Annotated in this window: 16 protein-coding genes; 11 read left to right on the forward strand and 5 right to left on the reverse strand. The window is 65.2% G+C overall.

Going from position 1 to position 16,787, the window contains the following annotated elements:
* Positions 1-59 precede the first annotated feature (59 nt).
* On the reverse strand, positions 60-653 hold the full coding sequence (locus tag BHK69_RS11460; protein ID WP_069690214.1) for a TetR/AcrR family transcriptional regulator: 594 nt from the start codon (positions 651-653) through the stop codon (positions 60-62).
* Between the two features lie 118 nt (positions 654-771).
* Here BHK69_RS11460 and BHK69_RS11465 point away from each other — a divergent pair, with 118 nt between their 5' ends.
* From BHK69_RS11465 to BHK69_RS11480, 4 genes are all read left to right on the forward strand, one after another.
* Entirely contained in the window at positions 772-1,980 is a 1,209-nt protein-coding gene (locus tag BHK69_RS11465; protein WP_069690215.1) for an MFS transporter, read from the forward strand.
* Between the two features lie 176 nt (positions 1,981-2,156).
* On the forward strand, positions 2,157-2,357 hold the full coding sequence (gene rpmI / locus BHK69_RS11470) for a 50S ribosomal protein L35 (RefSeq protein WP_066609790.1): 201 nt from the start codon (positions 2,157-2,159) through the stop codon (positions 2,355-2,357).
* A gap of 29 nt (positions 2,358-2,386) precedes the next feature.
* Positions 2,387-2,776, forward strand: coding sequence for a 50S ribosomal protein L20 (rplT, locus tag BHK69_RS11475; protein WP_069690216.1), 390 nt, complete (start codon positions 2,387-2,389; stop codon positions 2,774-2,776).
* A gap of 213 nt (positions 2,777-2,989) precedes the next feature.
* The gene (locus BHK69_RS11480) at positions 2,990-4,219 is read left to right on the forward strand and encodes a M20/M25/M40 family metallo-hydrolase (RefSeq protein ID WP_069690217.1); all 1,230 of its coding nucleotides are present in this window, start codon (positions 2,990-2,992) and stop codon (positions 4,217-4,219) included.
* Between the two features lie 809 nt (positions 4,220-5,028).
* On the opposite strand, the gene BHK69_RS11485 is transcribed toward BHK69_RS11480, so the two are convergent.
* Genes BHK69_RS11485 through BHK69_RS11500 form a run of 4 tightly spaced genes read right to left on the reverse strand, consistent with a single transcriptional unit; the run spans position 5,029 to position 7,461 of the window.
* Positions 5,029-5,790, reverse strand: a complete 762-nt coding sequence (locus tag BHK69_RS11485) for an LOG family protein (RefSeq protein ID WP_199579108.1) — start codon at positions 5,788-5,790, stop codon at positions 5,029-5,031.
* Positions 5,791-5,845: 55 nt separating this feature from the next.
* On the reverse strand, positions 5,846-6,484 hold the full coding sequence (locus BHK69_RS11490) for an SCO family protein (protein ID WP_083269260.1): 639 nt from the start codon (positions 6,482-6,484) through the stop codon (positions 5,846-5,848).
* A gap of 8 nt (positions 6,485-6,492) precedes the next feature.
* Positions 6,493-7,017 (reverse strand): hypothetical protein, encoded by a 525-nt coding sequence (locus BHK69_RS11495; RefSeq protein WP_069690219.1) that lies wholly within the window; start codon positions 7,015-7,017, stop codon positions 6,493-6,495.
* A 3-nt stretch (positions 7,018-7,020) separates the two neighbouring features.
* A complete protein-coding gene (locus tag BHK69_RS11500) occupies positions 7,021-7,461 on the reverse strand; it encodes a hypothetical protein (protein ID WP_069693572.1) in 441 nt (146 codons plus the stop codon).
* 253 nt (positions 7,462-7,714) lie between these two features.
* On the opposite strand from BHK69_RS11500, the gene pheS reads away from it, so the two are divergent.
* From pheS to BHK69_RS11535, 7 genes are all read left to right on the forward strand, one after another.
* Positions 7,715-8,797, forward strand: a complete 1,083-nt coding sequence (gene pheS, locus BHK69_RS11505; RefSeq protein WP_069690220.1) for a phenylalanine--tRNA ligase subunit alpha — start codon at positions 7,715-7,717, stop codon at positions 8,795-8,797.
* 28 nt (positions 8,798-8,825) lie between these two features.
* On the forward strand, positions 8,826-10,013 hold the full coding sequence (locus tag BHK69_RS11510) for a ceramide glucosyltransferase (RefSeq protein ID WP_083269262.1): 1,188 nt from the start codon (positions 8,826-8,828) through the stop codon (positions 10,011-10,013).
* The gene (gene pheT / locus BHK69_RS11515; RefSeq protein WP_069690221.1) at positions 10,010-12,433 is read left to right on the forward strand and encodes a phenylalanine--tRNA ligase subunit beta; all 2,424 of its coding nucleotides are present in this window, start codon (positions 10,010-10,012) and stop codon (positions 12,431-12,433) included. The genes BHK69_RS11510 and pheT overlap by 4 nt, the downstream gene beginning before the upstream one ends.
* A 409-nt stretch (positions 12,434-12,842) precedes the next feature.
* A complete protein-coding gene (locus BHK69_RS11520) occupies positions 12,843-13,796 on the forward strand; it encodes an IS110 family RNA-guided transposase (protein ID WP_069690222.1) in 954 nt (317 codons plus the stop codon).
* Positions 13,797-13,948: 152 nt separating this feature from the next.
* A complete protein-coding gene (locus tag BHK69_RS11525) occupies positions 13,949-14,860 on the forward strand; it encodes an alpha/beta fold hydrolase (protein WP_083269263.1) in 912 nt (303 codons plus the stop codon).
* A 19-nt stretch (positions 14,861-14,879) separates the two neighbouring features.
* The gene (locus BHK69_RS11530) at positions 14,880-15,959 is read left to right on the forward strand and encodes a tartrate dehydrogenase (protein ID WP_069690223.1); all 1,080 of its coding nucleotides are present in this window, start codon (positions 14,880-14,882) and stop codon (positions 15,957-15,959) included.
* Positions 15,960-16,064: 105 nt separating this feature from the next.
* The gene (locus BHK69_RS11535) at positions 16,065-16,769 is read left to right on the forward strand and encodes a TerC family protein (protein ID WP_199579111.1); all 705 of its coding nucleotides are present in this window, start codon (positions 16,065-16,067) and stop codon (positions 16,767-16,769) included.
* The last annotated feature ends 18 nt before the right edge of the window (positions 16,770-16,787 follow it).

Here is a 16,787-nt window from a genome sequence, read left to right on the forward strand (position 1 = left end):
GCTCTTTGCGGCCCGCGTAAAACGCTTTCACGACGTCCTGGCAGGTTTCGCGTTTCTCGTCAGCCCCGCACCAGCAAGCCGTCCAGCATCGCGTCGAAGGCCTCGATCGCCTTGCGCGACGCCTGCGGTGCATCGGGCGCATGCGCGATCCATTGTGCGGCGTGCAGGGTCGCTCCCGCGATCAGCCGTGCTGCCGCTTCGGCATCGACGGCGAGGATCACGCCTGCCTCGCGGAGCCTGCCGAGGCTGTCGGTCATCGAGAGGATGCAGGCGCTCTGCGTCGGCCAGGTCCAGGGGTCGCCGAGCACGGCAGGCCCGTCGCGCAGCACCACGCGTTGAATCTCAGGTTCGAGTGCCATCTCGATGTAGGCAGTGCATTCGTCGCGGAAGCCGGCCCAGGGGTCGGTTGCCCGGTCCGATACGATGCGCAGGCGCTCGTTCATCTCGGCGTCGATCTCGGCGATTACCGCCGCGAGCAGGCCCTTCTTGTCGCCGAAATGGTGGTAGAGCGCGCCGCGCGTCAGCCCGGCGGTAGCCGTCAGCTCGTCCATCGACGTCTCCGCATAGCCGACGGTCCCGAACGCGGCGCGAGCGGCCCCGATCAGCTTGGCGCGCGTCTCGGCGATCATCTCCTTGCGTGGTCTGCGCGTCATCCATGCCTCTTTCGCATACGGGCCGTATGTTAATTGACATACGAGTTGTATGCAATTACCTAATTCTCATACGCGCCGTATGCAAGCGGCGCTCATGTGACCACGGAGACGATTGTCCATGCCTAACCCCTATCGCGAGATTTTCCGTGCGCCCGGTTCGGTCGCCTTCTCCGCGGCGGGTTTCATCGCCCGCTTGCCGTTTTCCATGGTGACGCTCGGCATTGTCACCATGCTCTCGCAGACGCGTGGCGAATACTGGCTGGCCGGCGCGGTTGCTGCGACCTTTGCGCTCGCCAATGCCGTGATGGCGCCGCAGATCTCGCGGCTGGTCGACCGCCATGGCCAGAGCCGGGTGCTCATCCCCGCGACGCTGGCAACCCTCGTCGCGTTCGCCGGGCTGCTGCTGGCGACGCGCTTGCAGGCGCCGGCGTGGATGCTCTTCCTCTTTGCCGCGCTCGCCGGGATGGAGCCGAGCATGATGGCGATGGTGCGGGCGCGCTGGACCGAAATCTATCGCGACACGCCGCAGCTTCGCACCGCATTCGCCTTCGAATCGGTGGTCGACGAGATGGTCTTCATGGTCGGACCGGTAATCGCCATCGGCCTCAGTGTCGTCTGGTTCCCGGAGGCCGGCCCGCTCGCAGCGGCAATCCTGCTCGCCGTCGGCATGGCGCTGTTCGTGGCCCAGCGTAGCACCGAACCGCCAGTCCACGCGCCTGAGACGAGCGGTAGCGACTCCGTCATCCGGTTGTTGCCGGTGCAGATCATCGCGCTGCTGATGGTCGCGCTCGGCACGATTTTCGGTACGGCGGAGGTCACCGCGGTGGCATTTGCCGAGGCGCAGGGGAACAAGGCGGCGGCGAGCCTGGTGCTCGCGGCCTATGCCGCCGGCTCCTTCGTCACCGGTCTCGTCTTCGGTGCGCTGCGGGTTCGCCTGCCGCTGTCCTGCCAGCTGCTGTTCGCGATCGGGCTCGCTGCCGCGACGACCCTGCCGCTGCTGATCGCCAGCTCGCTTTGGATGCTCGGCTTCGTGCTCTTTATCGCCGGTGCCTCGATCTCGCCGACGGTCATCGTCGCCATGGCGCTGGTCGAGCGCCATGTCCCGGCCTCGAAGCTGACCGAGGGCATCACCTGGGTGATGACAGGCATGGGTATCGGCATGGCGGCGGGCTCGGCCGCCTCGGGTTGGCTGATCGATGTCTATGGCGCCAGGAGCGGCTTCTACGTCTCCGTCGCCGGCGGCTTCACGGCGCTCGCGATCGCCGCGCTCGGTTTCCGCGCGCTGGCCGAGATGCCGGCCGGTCGGCGCGAGGGTGCGCCGGCCTGACCGGCAGGGCAGGGCGCTTGCCACGCTCGCCCTTTTCTGTCATACGCGCGGCCTTCGATCGCCCGGCTGATAAGGGCTGCCGTGGCTATCGATCTTTGCTTCCCCAAGAGCACTTCTTGAAAGAGCAAAACTGAAAGCGGCGCAATTCGCGCGTCCGCGACCAATGAGGAGTTGAAATGCCCAAGATCAAGACGAAGTCGAGCGCCAAGAAGCGCTTCAAGATCACCGGAACCGGCAAGGTGCTTTACGCCCAGGCTGGCAAGCGTCACGGGATGATCAAGCGGACCAACAAGCAGCTCCGCAATCACCGCGGCACCAACGTCCTTTTCGAGGGCGATGCGGCCAACGTGAAGAAGTATTTCCTCCCCAACGGCTGACGCCACCCTAACCTTCCGGAGATCATCACATGGCTCGCGTGAAACGGGGCGTAACGTCCCATGCCAAGCACAAGAAGACACTCAAGGCCGCCAAGGGTTTCTATGGCCGCCGCAAGAACACGATCCGCGCCGCCAAGGCGGCCGTCGATCGCTCGATGCAGTACGCCTATCGCGACCGCAAGAACCGGAAGCGCTCGTTCCGCGCGCTCTGGATCCAGCGCCTGAACGCGGCGGTGCGTGAGCACGGCCTGGTCTACTCGATGTTCATCAACGGCCTGACCAAGGCCGGCATCGAGCTCGACCGCAAGACCCTCTCGGCCATGGCGATCGACGATGCGGCCTCGTTCACGGCCGTCGTCGAGCAGGTCAAGGCTGCTCTGGCCGCCGAGCCCAACGCCGGCGAGCGCAAGGCCGCGTGAGCGGTTTTGCCTGACTGATTTGGAAGAGGCCGGCAGCGATGCCGGCCTTTTTCTTTGCTCAGCGATGCCCCGGAAGCCGAGCAACGAGCGCGCGTCATTTGCTCTCCGATCGTCATAAAAGCAGATCGGATGTTCGCCACGAGCCATTGCGCTGTACCGAAGCTGACGGCACAGCTTGCGCCGTAGCAAGGCCACCGACCGCATGATGAGAGAATGCCAGTGCAGCGCGACCACGCCTCCGAAATCGCCGCGATCACCAGCCACCCGACATTCAAGGCGGCGGTCGAAGTGCTCGACGCCGATCACGACCGCACCGTTGCCGACATCATCACGCTGACCGAGATTCCATCCCCGCCCTTCAAGGAAGACAGGCGCGCTGCCGCTTATCTGGAGATGCTGCGCGCGCATGGTCTCGAGGATGTCGAGCAGGACGAGATCGGTAATGTCATGGGCGTCAGGCGCGGCACCGGCAATGGTGGGCTGATCGTGGTCGCCGCACATCTCGACACGGTCTTCCCGGAAGGAACCGACGTCACCGTGCGCCGCGAGGGCACCAGGCTCCATGCGCCGGGGATTGGCGATGACACCCGCAGCCTTGCCGTGCTGCTTGCCTTCATTCGCGCGCTGGACGCCGCCGGTATCCGAACCCGCAACGATATTCTGTTCGTCGGCGATGTCGGCGAGGAAGGGCTCGGCGACCTGCGCGGCGTCCGCCATCTCTTCAGCAAGGGTCGGTATCGCGACCAGATCGAGGCCTTCATAACCGTCGACAGTCCGCAGGTGGACAAGATCGTCGTCGGTGGCGTCGGCTCGAAACGCTATTCTGTCCGGTTCAAAGGGCCGGGCGGTCACAGCTTCAAGGCGTTCGGGATCGTGAACCCGATTTATGCCATGGCGCAGGCGATCGTCGAACTCGGCCGCATCGAGGTGCCGGAAACGCCTCGCACCACATTCTGCGCCTCCATCGTCGGCGGCGGCACGTCGGTGAATGCGATTCCCGAGGAGGCGTGGATCGACATCGACCTCCGGTCGGAAGCGGCGGAGCAGCTTGCCAGGCTGGATGCGCGTTGCCGCGAGATCGTGGCCGCAGCGGTGGAGCAGGAGAACGCGATCCGTTCGACCAGCGAGGGGGGCATCACCGTCGACATCAGGACATTGGGCGATCGCCCCGCCGGCAACACGGCCATGGACACAGATATCGTCCAGTTCGCGACAGCAGCGCTTCAGGCACATGGCTTTGCGCCCACGCACGAGGCGTCCTCGACCGATGCGAATATTCCGATGAGCCTCGGTATCCCCGCGATCAAGATCGGTTCGGGCGGCACCGGCGGCCGGGCGCATTCTCTCGCCGAGTGGATCGATGTCGAGAAAGCCGCCAGCGTATCGGGCATGACAGCCAGCCTTACAACCATCCTCGCCGTAGCCGGCTTCGTCGGCGAATAAACGGTCTTATTGACCGGGGGGTGCTCATGGCTTCCGACCGATGTTGGCCTTTTCTTTGCCTTGATATCCACGCCGGCATTCCGGGGTATCGCGCAGCGATGAGCGCCGGAATGACGGGTAGTGGGTCTGTTTGAATTTCTGCTCCGGGTGGATCGCGGACGTTGGGCCTTTTGCCCTCTAAAGGCCGACCGGACTAATCCGCACAAACACCGCTTTCACCACGTCCCTCTGCGAGCCGGTCAGTTCAACATAGAGACGCGCATCAACGATAGCTAAATAAATGCGGAAAAATTGCCGGCACGGGGTTCTCCAGCAGTCGGTTTCCAGCGGCCTATCCCGGAAGCGGCAAGCACAGTACTTTCGGTCTCTAAATGGATGCGACCTGCCCAACCATTGTTAGCAGTCACGCTTAAATGGTCATCTTCGCGTGCAAGGCGAACTTGGCAGGATTGGCATTCACCTGCGTTCGACTGCACTTGCTGCCAAGTGCCAAGCATCAGGTTCTCTTGTGACCAAGCCGGCCAGAATGTGAGCAATACGCCAACCGCGGAAACGAAAGGTAGTGAGGCAAGCCGGATCATTGGAGAACTGCTCTCTCGCGCTCCGCTGGCGGCCGCCAGCTATTTCGATCACTAATGTCTGCAGAATGGCACGATTGGGAAGTTGTCAGCAAAGCGCCAAATACCCGCCCGCCATTTTCTCGCACCAGCCCGAATGCCGACCTTCCTGATGTCGCCATTGGGTCGGAACCGGCCCCCAAACTGACCGACTACCGAATGACGGCGGTGCATCGCGACGAAACGCGCGCCTCACGTCTGCACGCTGTCCTTTGCAGCCGGCTCCCAGGCGTCGCCGGCACCAGTGACGATGCGGGCATAGGCCTCTTCGGGCGTGTCGGCATAGGCAAACAGCGAGAGATCCTCCGGCCGGATGAAGCCGGCTTCGCGCAGCGTGTCGAGATTGAGCAGGCTTTTCCAGAAGGCGCTGTCATAGAGCACGATCGGCACCGGCGGCATCTTGCCGGTCTGGACCAGCGTCATCACCTCGAACAATTCGTCCAGCGTGCCGAAGCCGCCGGGGAAGGCGACAAGCGCGGCTGCCCGCATGGCGAAATGCATCTTGCGCATCGCGAAATAATGGAAACGGAAGGTCAGGTCCGGCGTCGACCAGGCATTGGGCTCCTGCTCATGCGGCAAGGTGATGTTGAGGCCGATCGAGAGCGCCCCGGCCTCCGTCGCGCCGCGATTGGCCGCCTCCATGATGCCCGGCCCGCCGCCGGTGGCAATGACGTGGTTGCGGCCGGCCTCGCGCTCGGCCAACGCGCCGCCGCGCTCCGAGGCGATCCGGGCGAAGGCCCGCGCCGCCTCGTACCAGGGATTGCCCTCCCGCACCCGCGCCGAGCCGAAGACGACGATGGTCGAGACGATGCCGCGCGCCCGCAGGCTGTCCTCGGCCTTCTGGTATTCGAGCATGAAGCGCGCCCCGCGTGTGGAATCGCCGAGGATGAAGTCGGTGTCGAGGGCAGCGATACGATAAGAGGGGGAGGTTTTCTGGGCGGTGTTGTCAGGCATGGCATCGGTCCTGTGGGGTATGCCTTGCATAGCCATGCAGGCGCGGCCTGTCGCCTCAGGCGAGATATTTCCGCAGGATCGCGGCCAGCCGCTCGGCTCCCGAATTATGCGGCAGCAACGTCACGAAGCGCCCGTCCGGCCCTATCAGATAGATCAGCGAGCCGTGATCGACGGCATATTCGCCGGCGCCATGATGCGGTTGTGTCAGCTTGCGGCGATGGACCTTGTAGGCTTTGGCCGTTGCCGCGATCTCCGCTTCGCTACCGGTGAGCCCGATCAGGCGCGGGTGGAAAGCGGCGACATAGGTCGCCATGACTGGCGGCGTGTCGTTGGCGGGATCGACCGTGACGAAGAGCGGCACGAGCTTGTCCGCGAGCGGGCCAACCGCATCGAGCGCCTGCGCGATGACCGGCAAATCAACCGGACAGGTATCGGTGCAGCGGGTGAACCCGAAATAGACCAGCATGAAGCGGTCGCGAAAGTCCCGATCGCTGACGCGCCGGCCGTTATGGTCGGTCAGCGTGAACGGCCCGCCGAACTGCGTCGCCAAGCGATCAGGGGAGGTGCCAGCAGGAGCGGTATGGGAATGGCCGCGATGAGCTTGCGCGAATGCATGGTCTTGCACGAAAGCCGGAGAACAAGAGAAAGCGGCGAGTCCCGCCAGGAAGCGCCTCCGGGCGGTCTCATTCGTCATGCCCGGCCTCACGGCTTCGGCTTGGGCAGCAGGCCCTTGATACCGAGGGGGCCGTCCTCGGCGATGATCCGGTTCGCTTCCGGATCGGCGCGCCACCACTCTTCGGCCTTGCCGTTGCGCGCCTCCCAATCCGCCTTGAAGCGCTCGGCGGGCGTGAAGGGTCCAGCCGCATCGATCCTGATGCCCTGCACGAAGAACAAGGTTATGGCCGGGTTCTCGATCAGGAGCCCGTCGGCCTCGATTTCCTTGCCGCAGAAGCCGATCAGATCGGGGATTGATCCGGCGAAATCGATGTTCGACTTGGCCACGAGCCTGAACGTGCCATCCGTCAGCAGCAGGCCGAGCTGGCGCTTGCCGGCACCGCAATCGGGCGCGCAGCGGCCCTTGAGCTGGCACAGCGCGTCGACGACGCGTCCCTTCAGGACGACTGCCTTCTCATGCGGGATATTCCAGGCTTCGGCGGCCAGGGAGGAGGTGGCGCTGGACACTGTAAAAATCATCAGCGCGAGGCGTATCGTGGCGAGAGCTTTCATCGCTCAGTTTCCGAACGGCTGGATGCCGTATTCCTCATGCGTCATGGTGATGACGCCCTTGTCGTCGGCGATGCGGTCGACCAGCAGGTAGTTCACCCCGTCGCGCTCGAGCAATTCGCCATCGACCGCAACCTCATGCGTTGCCATGCGCGCGATGCGGGGATTGGCGGCGCTGTCCTCGTCGTCGCCGATCTTCAGGATCAGATAGAGTTCGCCCTTGGCGTCGCGGATGCTGACCGGGATGCCGCCGAGCGCGCACCAGACCGCGCATTGGTGATGAGCGGTGCCCTTGGCGAACATCAGCCCGCTGATCGAGCACCAGGTGTCGCTGATCTCGCCGTGGACAGTGACGCGCCTGCCATCCTGTGCGGCGGCGGATGCGAGGGGGAGGGCGGAGAGCGCCGCCGCCAGCACCATCGTCTGCCAGTGAGACATGATTGTCATGCAACTGCGCCCATAGCCGTGCAACTGCCCGGATTTCGCGTTCCAGCGCTGCTTTGCCGGCATGATTGCCTCTAGCATCGGCGCTGGCGACACCCGAGAGCCGGATGATTTCCAATGGAATCACAAAGTGATCCCATTGGAAATCTGAATCCGTCTCTCATCAAAGAGTTAGAGCAGGATTTATGCGAAAAACCGGTTTCCACTTTTTCGCATCCTGCTCTAGAAGATGCCTCGCAAATGGACCAGAGCAGGCATGAACGAGATCGATAACTTAGGCGCGAGCCTCCTTGCCGACATCGCCGGCGCGCAGGACGAGACCGCCCTGGAGCAGGTCAGGATCGCGGCGCTGGGCAAGGCCGGCTCGATCTCGGCGCTGCTCAAGACGCTGGGCGCCATGACGCCCGAGGAGCGCAAGGAAAAGGGGCCGCTGATCAACGGCCTGCGCGACACGGTGCAAGGCGCGCTCTCCGCCCGCAAGGAGGCGCTGGGCGAGGCCGCGCTCGACGCCAGGCTCGCCTCCGAGACGGTCGACATCACCTTGCCGGTCCGCGAGGGGCCCGAGGCGCGCGGCCGCATCCACCCGATCAGCCAGGTCATCGACGAGATCACCGCGATCTTCGGCGATATGGGCTTCTCGGTGGCGGAAGGTCCGGATGTCGAGACCGACGACCTCAACTTCACCAAGCTGAACTTCCCCATCGGCCATCCCGCCCGCGAGATGCACGACACCTTCTTCTTCGCGCCCGACGCCAATGGCGAGCGCAAGCTGCTGCGCACCCATACCTCGCCGGTCCAGGTCCGCACCATGATGGCGCAGGAGCCGCCGATCCGGGTGATCTGCCCCGGCCGCACCTACCGGATGGATTCCGACCAGACCCACACCCCGATGTTCCATCAGGTCGAGGGGCTCGTGATCGACAAGAAGGCCCATATGGGCCACATGAAATGGGTGCTTGAGGAGTTCTGCAAGGCGTTCTTCGAGATCGACAACGTCAAGATGCGCTTTCGCCCCTCCTTCTTCCCCTTCACCGAGCCTTCGGTCGAGGTCGATATCCAATGCTCGCGCAAGGGCGGCGAGATCCGCTTCGGCGAGGGCGAGGACTGGCTCGAGATTCTCGGCTGCGGCATGGTCCACCCCAATGTGCTGCGCAATTGCGGGCTCGATCCGGATGTCTATCAGGGCTTCGCCTGGGGCATGGGCATCGACCGCATCGCCATGCTGAAATACGGCATGCCGGATCTGCGCCCCTTCTTCGAGGCGGATCTGCGCTGGCTCGCCCATTACGGCTTCCGGCCGCTCGACCTGCCGACCTTGACGGGTGGGCTGTCGTCATGAGCGCGCGGCGGCATCAGGGGAGGGTGCGGTGAGCCTGGCGGCATCTGCTGGCCTGTTCGCGGCGCTCGCCCTCGCGATCAACCTGCTCTGCCAGGTGATCGCCCTGGTGCGCCTGCGCCGCAAGGATGCCGGCTGCGCCCTGCTCGATGCGCAGCCCCCGGTGACCATCGTGCGCCCGGTGCGCGGCATCGAGGCCTTCAGCAGGGAGACGGCGACCTCCGGTCTCCTGCTCGACTATCCCCACTACCAGACGATCTTCTGCGTTGCCGATGCCGATGATCCGATCGTGCCGTTGATCGCCGAGCTGATCGGCCGCTTCGGCTCCGAGCGGGTCAGCCTGATCACCGGCGATGTCGCCGTCAGCGCCAATCCCAAGCTCAACAACTGCGTCAAGGGCTGGGAAGCGGCGACGACCGAATGGGCCATCCTGGCCGATTCCAACGTGCTGATGCCGAGGGACTACATCCAGCGCATGCTGGCCTCCTGGCGCCCCGACACCGGGCTCGTCTGCTCGACGCCGGCAGGCTCGCGCCCGCAGGGCTTCTGGGCCGAGCTCGAATGCGCCTTCCTCAATACCTTCCAGGCGCGCTGGCAATATGCCGGCGAGGCGCTCGGCTTCGGCTTCGCGCAGGGCAAGTCGATGCTCTGGAACAAGCCTTTCCTCGACGCCAATGGCGGTATCGCGGTGCTGGGCGAGGAAATCGCCGAGGACGCCGCCGCCACCAAGCTGGTGCGCCGGGCCGGCAAGCATGTCCATCTCGTCGGCCAGCCCTTCGAGCAGCCCTTGGGCGAGCGCTCCCTGTATGACGTCGTGCAGCGGCAGTTCCGCTGGGCGCGCCTGCGCCGGGTGACCTTCCTGCCCTTCTTCGCGCCCGAGATCCTGTCCGGCCCGCTGCTGCCGGCGCTGTGCGCGGCTTTCGCTGCCGCGGTCTACGGATACTCCGCATGGCTTGGCCCGGCACTCGTGCTGCTGCCCTGGTATGTGGCGGAGATGGCGCTGGCCTATGGCGTCGGCTGGTATCTCTCCTGGCGCATGCCGCTGGCGCTGTTGCTGCGGGATCTGATCTTCCCGGGCGTCTGGGCCTATGCCTTCATCGCCGGCGAGGTTACCTGGCGCGGCAATTCCATGAAGATCCGGACGGATGGGGACGACCAGCTCAACGCTGCGTCGCCCGCGATGTCCCATGCCAATCTGAGAAGTGACGGACACTCATGAAGTTCTCTCTGTCCTGGTTGAAGGACCATCTCGACACTACGGATTCGCTCGACACCGTCACGGAGACGCTGACCCGCGTCGGGCTCGAGGTCGAGGCCGTCGAAGACAAGGCGAAGGCTCTCCAGGCCTTCACCATCGCCTATGTGATCGAGGCCAAGCAGCACCCGAACGCCGACCGGCTGCGCGTCTGCATGGTCGACACCGGCGCGGGCGAACCCGTGCAGGTCGTCTGCGGCGCGCCCAATGCCCGCACCGGCATGAAGAGCGTCTTCTCAGCCCCCGGCACCTACATCCCCGGCAAGGACATCACGCTCGGCAAGGGCGTCATTCGCGGCGTCGAGTCGAACGGCATGCTCTGCTCGGCCGCCGAGTTGCAGCTCTCCGAGGATCATGACGGCATCATCGACCTGCCTGACGACGCACCTGTCGGCCAGCCCTATGCCACCTATGCCGGGCTCGACGATGCCGTGATCGAGATCGCGGTGACGCCCAACCGCGCCGATGCGCTCGGCGTCGCCGGCGTCGCGCGCGACCTCGCCGCCGCCGGGCTTGGTGGCCTCAAGACGACGCAGGCCCAGCCTGTGCGCGGGACTTATCCTTGCCCGGTCAAGGTGACGCTCGATTTCGCCGGGGCGGACAAGGCCCTCTGCCCGGTCTTCGCTTTGCGGCTGGTGCGCGGCGTCAAGAACGGGCCTTCGCCGGAATGGCTGCAGGCGAGGCTGCGCGCCATCGGGCTCAGGCCGATCAACGCGCTGGTCGACATCACCAATTTCATGACCTTCGACCGCAACCGGCCGCTGCACGTCTTCGACGCCAACAAGGTCAAGGGCAATCTCACGGTGCGCCGCGCCAAGGAGGGCGAGACGATCCTGGCGCTCGACGGCAAGAGCTACACGCTGACCGGCGAGCAGGTCGTCATCGCCGATGAGCATGGCGTCGAGTCGCTTGCCGGCATCATGGGCGGCGAGGCCTCCGGCTGCGACGAGACCACCACCGATGTGCTGGTCGAGAGCGCGCTCTGGGACCCGCTCAACATTGCCCGCTCCGGCCGCGCGCTCGGCATCAACTCCGATGCGCGCTATCGCTTCGAGCGCGGCGTCGATCCCGATTTCACCCGTCCGGGCCTCGATCTCGCCACCGCGATGATCCTCGATCTCTGCGGCGGCGAAGCCTCCGAGATGGTCTTCGAGGGTGATCTGCCCGAGAGCGCCCATGCGATCGATTTTCCCTGGTCCGAGGTCAGGCGCCTGACCGGGCTCGATCTGCCGCAGATCGAGATGAAGGTCGCGCTGACCTCGCTCGGCTTCCACGTCTCGGGCGCCGGCGAGCGCGTCAAGGTCGCCGCTCCGTCCTGGCGCGGCGATGTCGTGGGGAAGGCCGATCTCGTCGAGGAGATCGTGCGTATCGCCGGGCTCGACCGCGTCGTCTCGACGCCATTGCCGCGCATCAAGGGCGAGGTGGTGAAGCCGGTCCTCACCGTGCTGCAGAAGCGCACCCGTGCCGCCAAGCGCCTGCTCGCCAGCCGCGGCCTCGTCGAGGCGGTGACCTGGTCCTTCATCTCGCATGACGCCGCGATTGTGTTCGGCGGCGGCTCGCGCCAGCTCGTGCTCGCCAATCCGATCGCGGCCGATCTCTCCGACATGCGCCCCTCGCTGCTGCCGGGGCTGATCCGCGCGGGCCAGCTCAACGTCGATCGCGGCCTCGGCGACGTCGCGCTGTTCGAGGTCGGGCAGGTCTTCAAGGACGATACGCCCGAGGGCCAGTTCATCGCCGCGTCCGGCCTGCGCCGGGGCACGGCGAGGCCGGAAGGCGTCGGCCGCCATTGGGACGGCGCCGCCAGGCCCGTCGATACCTTCGACGCCAAGGCCGATCTCATGGGCCTGCTGACGGGGCTCGGCGTCCCGGTCGGCGGCCTGCAGATCGTCGCGGGCGGCCCGGCTTGGGCCCATCCCGGCCGTTCGGCCACGCTCCAGTTTGGCCCCAAGGGCGTCATCGGCGCTTTCGGCGAGGTGCACCCCAAGGTGCTGAAGGCGCTCGACGTCAAGGGCCCGCTCTTCGCCTTCGAGATCCATCTCGATGCGCTGCCGCTGCCGAAATACAAGCCGACCAAGGTCAAGCCGAAGCTGGCGCTCTCGGGCTTCCAGCCGGTGACGCGCGATTTCGCCTTCATCGTCGAAAAGACGATCGCGGCCGGCGAGATGATGAAGACCGCGCAGAACGCCGACCGGGCTTTGATCGCGGATGTCTCGGTTTTCGACCTCTATGAAGGGCAAGGCGTCGATGCCGGCAAGAAGTCGGTCGCGCTGGCTGTGACCCTGCAGCCGGTCGACAAGACGCTGACCGAGGCCGAGATCGAGGCGGTCGGCGCCAAGATCGTCGCCGAGATGGCCAAGCGCTATGGGGCGGCGCTGCGGGGGTAGGGCACGGGAAACCCCTTCCGCATCGAAGTCGGCTGTTGCCGACTTCGATGAAGCCGTCGCGGCACGCTGCGAAGGGCGCGGGGAACCCTTCTCCCGGATGGGAGAAGGGCAGGGATGAGGGCCTGCCGCTGATTGTTGAGGTTCGGCGGAGCCGCAACGCCTTCTATTGAGAGGGCACACCCTCATCCGGCCCTCCGGGCCACCTTGCAACATGGATCTGTGCTGAACTGCTGGTGTTCCGTGAGGAATGCCCTGCTCCAGGTGGCCGCCTGGAGCAGGGCGGTCGTCGGACGGATCGACGCCACCCGAGCCGCGAGGCTGTGGAGAAGCAGGATCGCCGTCGGCTCTTCATCGAACCCGGATTGGTTGCCGGAACCTCGTGTTCGTTTGCAAGGCAGGGTCGACGAAGATGGAACAGCATAGCACAGGCGGGACGATTTGCGCCGGCATCGATGTCAGCAAGGCCTGGCTCGACATTGCTCTGACACCTGGGCAGGAGGCTTGGCGTGAAGCCAATACGGCGGAAGGCCACGCCAGGTTGGCGCAAAAGCTGAAGGCCGTCGGCGTCGAGAAGGTCGGCCTCGAAGCCACGGGCGGCTACGAGCTTGCGGTGACCGAGGCCTTACGGGCGGAAGGCTTGCCGGTGATCGTGTTCCAGCCGCGCCAGGTGAAGGCCTATGGAGCCTTCAAGCTCCAACGCGCCAAGAGCGATGGCATCGATGCGCGGCTCATCGCCCAATGCACGCAGGCGCAAGACACGCTGCGTGACGCCCCCTCCCCAGATCTGCTCGCGCTGGCCGAACATCTCACCCGGATCGAGCAGATCGAAGAGGATCTCGCCCGAGCCCGGATCCGGCGCGAGCGCTTCCGCGACGAACGTCTCCTCGCCCAGCTCGCCGACGAGATCGCCCGGTTGAAGCGGCTCAAGGCGGCCGAACTTGCCCGGCTCGGCCAAGCCGTCGCCGACCGGGCCGAACTGGCGCACCGGATGAAGCTGCTGCTCTCCATTCCAGGGCTGGGGAACAGAACCGCGCTCGCCCTTGTCATCCGCATGCCCGAGCTTGGCCGGCTCTCGCGCACGCAAGCTGCAGCCCTCGTCGGCGTCGCCCCCTTCGTCCATGAATCGGGCCGCTACAAGGGCCAGCGCCGCACCGGCGGCGGCCGCGCCCGGCTGCGAACCAGCCTCTTCGCCGCAGCCCAGGCCGCAGCTCTGCGCTGGAACCCAGCCCTCGTCGCGCTCTATCGCCGCCTCGCCGAACGCGGCAGGCCTCACGCCCTCGCCATCGTCGCATGCGTCCGAAAGCTCGTCATCTTCGCTAATGCCGTCATCGCAAAAGACAGGCCCTGGAAAACCCCCGCATGATAGTTGCTTCTCCCATCCGGGAGAAGGGAAGAGCGCGTGGCGCGTGCTCCAACCGCCCCCTCACCATTGATCAGGATTGTGTAATAATCGACGCGCGCAATCGCTCGAGAAGCAGGCTATCGGCTACCGATTATTGCAACCATGCGGCCCTGATGACCGTCACCGAAATCCCTGTCCAGGACAGCCTCTTCCCCGGTTTCCGCCTGCTCGATGTCGCGACATCGGGCGCGCGCATCCGTGTCCGGACGGGCGGGGAGGGGCCGGCTCTGCTGTTGCTTCATGGCTACCCGCAGACGCATGCGCTCTGGCACAAGCTCGCTGCGCGCTTGAAGGATAGCTTCACTTTGGTCTGCGCCGATCTGCGCGGCTATGGCGACAGCGACAAGCCGGCCAGCGATGCCGAGCATTTCCCCTATTCCAAGCGCGCCATGGCGCTCGACATGGCGCAGGTCATGACGGCGCTCGGGCATCAGCGCTTCTTCGTCGGCGCGCATGATCGCGGCGCGCGCGTCGCCCATCGCCTGGCGCTCGACCATGCCGAGCGCGTCACCAAGCTCGCGACGCTGGACATCGCGCCGACCCGCGAGATGTACGCCAACACCACCGACGCCTTCGCCCGCGCCTATTGGCACTGGTTCTTCCTGATCCAGCCCGCGCCCTTCCCGGAGCGGATGATCGGGGCGGATCCCGAGGCTTACTGGCGCAAGAAATGCGGCTCCGGCTCGGCCGGGCTGACGCCCTTCGCACCTGAGGCCTTGGCGCATTACCTGCGCTGCTTCAGCGATCCGCAGACCATCCATGCGAGTTGCGAGGATTATCGCGCCGCCGCCACCATCGACATCCGCCATGACGACGAGGATGGCGGGCGCAAGCTCAATCAGCCGCTGCTCGCGCTCTGGGGCGGCAACGGCATCATCGGCACATGTTTCGAGCCTCTGGCGCTGTGGCGGCAGCGCGCCGAGAACGTCCAAGGCCGTGCCTTGCCAAGCGGGCATTATCTGGCGGAGGAGATTCCCGATCTCGTCGCCGCCGAATTCACGGCCTTCTTTGGAGAACACCCATGAGCTTGTTTGGACGAAAACTATGAGTGGGACCAATCGAGTCTATCGTATCGCCGTCATCGCCGGGGACGGCATCGGCAAGGAAGTCATGCCCGAGGGCCTGCGCGTACTCGAGGCGGCTTCCAAGAAATACGGCTTCGAACTGCGCCTCGACGAGTTCGATTTCTCGTCCTGCGATTATTACGAGAAGCACGGCAAGATGCTTCCCGACGACTGGAAGGAGAAGATCGGCGGCCATGACGCGATCTATTTCGGCGCGGTCGGCATGCCGGCGCAGGTGCCCGACCACATCTCGCTCTGGGGCTCGCTGCTGCTCTTCCGGCGTGAATTCGACCAGTATGTGAACCTGCGCCCCGTGCGTCTGATGCCGGGCGTTCCCTGCCCGCTCGTCGGCCGCAAGCCCGGCGATATCGACTTCTTCGTCGTGCGCGAGAACACCGAGGGCGAATACTCCTCGGTCGGCGGCAAGATGTTCGCCGGCACCGAGCGCGAGATCGTCATGCAGGAGACGGTGATGAGCCGGGTCGGCGTCGATCGCGTGCTGAAATACGCTTTTGAGTTGGCCCAGCGCCGTCCGCGGAAGAAGCTGACCTCGGCGACCAAGTCGAACGGCATCTCGATCACCATGCCGTATTGGGACGAACGGGTGAAGGAGATGGCCAAGAACTATCCCGGCGTCGCCGTCGACCAGTACCATATCGACATCCTGACCGCGCATTTCGTGCTGAATCCGGACCGTTTCGACGTGGTCGTGGCTTCCAACCTGTTCGGTGACATCCTCTCGGATCTGGGCCCGGCCTGCACCGGCACGATCGGCATCGCGCCGTCGGGCAACATCAACCCGACCGGCGATCATCCCTCGCTGTTCGAGCCGGTCCATGGCTCGGCGCCCGACATCGCGGGTAAGGGCATCGCCAACCCGATCGGCCAGATCTGGTCGGGTGCGATGATGCTGGATCATCTCGGCGAGATCGAAGCCGCCAAGGGCATCGAGGCTGCGATCGAGCGCGCGCTTGGCGACGCCCGCACCCGCACCCGCGATCTCGGCGGCACGCTGGGAACGGAAGCCGCGGGCAAGGCTGTCGAGCAGGCGCTGGGCTAAAGGCCCGGCCTCCAAGACCCTGGTGCTTAATAAGACCCGGTGGCGAGACAAGCGCCGCCGGGTTGACTAGAAACTAAGCTGACGCTGCTGGAAGGGCTGGCCTTGATGGATCTCTCCTCGATCTCCTTCGTCGATCCCCTGATCTGGGGAAAACTGGCGGAGATCATCGCGCTCAACATCGTCCTTTCCGGCGACAATGCCGTGGTGATCGCGCTCGCCTGCCGGGCGCTGGCGCCGGCGCAAAGAGCCAAGGGCATCGCGCTCGGCGCGGGCGTCGCGGTGGTCCTGCGCGTCGTCTTCACCGTGCTGATCGCCTCGCTGCTGAACGCGCCCTTCCTGCATATCGTCGGCGCGCTGCTGCTGGTCTGGATCGCGGTCAAGCTGATCATCGAGGATGGCGAGAGCGACGAGGATTCGATCACGGCGAGCAGCAAGCTCTGGAAAGCGGTCCAGACAGTCGCGATCGCCGACATCGTCATGAGCCTCGACAATGTGCTGGCGATCGCCGCCGTCGCCAAGGATTCGATCCCGCTCCTGATCGCGGGGCTGGTGATCTCGATTCCGCTGATCGTGCTCGGCGCCTCGCTCATCACCAGCCTGCTGACGCGCTTCCCGGTGCTGGTCTGGGCGGGCGCTGCGCTGCTCGGCTGGGTTGCCGGCGAAATGTTCGACAGCGACCCCTGGCTCATCACCCGGTTCGGCGCTGATATGCTGCACCGCCTCGAATATCCCGCTGCTGCCCTGGGCGCGCTTCTCGTGCTCGCCCTTGGGTATTGGCTGAAACCGCGCCGGCCAGATCCGGCCCTCTGACACAGGGACTGACCGACT

The sequence above is a fragment of the Bosea vaviloviae genome (genome assembly GCF_001741865.1).
Classification (GTDB): Bacteria; Pseudomonadota; Alphaproteobacteria; order Rhizobiales; family Beijerinckiaceae; genus Allobosea; species Allobosea vaviloviae.

What these genes read in the sequence shown, in the direction of transcription:
- BHK69_RS11460 (WP_069690214.1), bottom strand. Translation starts at nt 653, where the DNA reads ATGACGCGCAGACCACGCAAGGAGATGATCGCCGAGACGCGCGCCAAG.
- BHK69_RS11465 (WP_069690215.1), top strand. Translation starts at nt 772, where the DNA reads ATGCCTAACCCCTATCGCGAGATTTTCCGTGCGCCCGGTTCGGTCGCC.
- rpmI (WP_066609790.1), top strand. Translation starts at nt 2,157, where the DNA reads ATGCCCAAGATCAAGACGAAGTCGAGCGCCAAGAAGCGCTTCAAGATC.
- rplT (WP_069690216.1), top strand. Translation starts at nt 2,387, where the DNA reads ATGGCTCGCGTGAAACGGGGCGTAACGTCCCATGCCAAGCACAAGAAG.
- BHK69_RS11480 (WP_069690217.1), top strand. Translation starts at nt 2,990, where the DNA reads ATGCCAGTGCAGCGCGACCACGCCTCCGAAATCGCCGCGATCACCAGC.
- BHK69_RS11485 (WP_199579108.1), bottom strand. Translation starts at nt 5,790, where the DNA reads ATGCCTGACAACACCGCCCAGAAAACCTCCCCCTCTTATCGTATCGCT.
- BHK69_RS11490 (WP_083269260.1), bottom strand. Translation starts at nt 6,484, where the DNA reads ATGACGAATGAGACCGCCCGGAGGCGCTTCCTGGCGGGACTCGCCGCT.
- BHK69_RS11495 (WP_069690219.1), bottom strand. Translation starts at nt 7,017, where the DNA reads ATGAAAGCTCTCGCCACGATACGCCTCGCGCTGATGATTTTTACAGTG.
- BHK69_RS11500 (WP_069693572.1), bottom strand. Translation starts at nt 7,461, where the DNA reads ATGACAATCATGTCTCACTGGCAGACGATGGTGCTGGCGGCGGCGCTC.
- pheS (WP_069690220.1), top strand. Translation starts at nt 7,715, where the DNA reads ATGAACGAGATCGATAACTTAGGCGCGAGCCTCCTTGCCGACATCGCC.
- pheT (WP_069690221.1), top strand. Translation starts at nt 10,010, where the DNA reads ATGAAGTTCTCTCTGTCCTGGTTGAAGGACCATCTCGACACTACGGAT.
- BHK69_RS11520 (WP_069690222.1), top strand. Translation starts at nt 12,843, where the DNA reads ATGGAACAGCATAGCACAGGCGGGACGATTTGCGCCGGCATCGATGTC.
- BHK69_RS11525 (WP_083269263.1), top strand. Translation starts at nt 13,949, where the DNA reads ATGACCGTCACCGAAATCCCTGTCCAGGACAGCCTCTTCCCCGGTTTC.
- BHK69_RS11530 (WP_069690223.1), top strand. Translation starts at nt 14,880, where the DNA reads ATGAGTGGGACCAATCGAGTCTATCGTATCGCCGTCATCGCCGGGGAC.
- BHK69_RS11535 (WP_199579111.1), top strand. Translation starts at nt 16,065, where the DNA reads ATGGATCTCTCCTCGATCTCCTTCGTCGATCCCCTGATCTGGGGAAAA.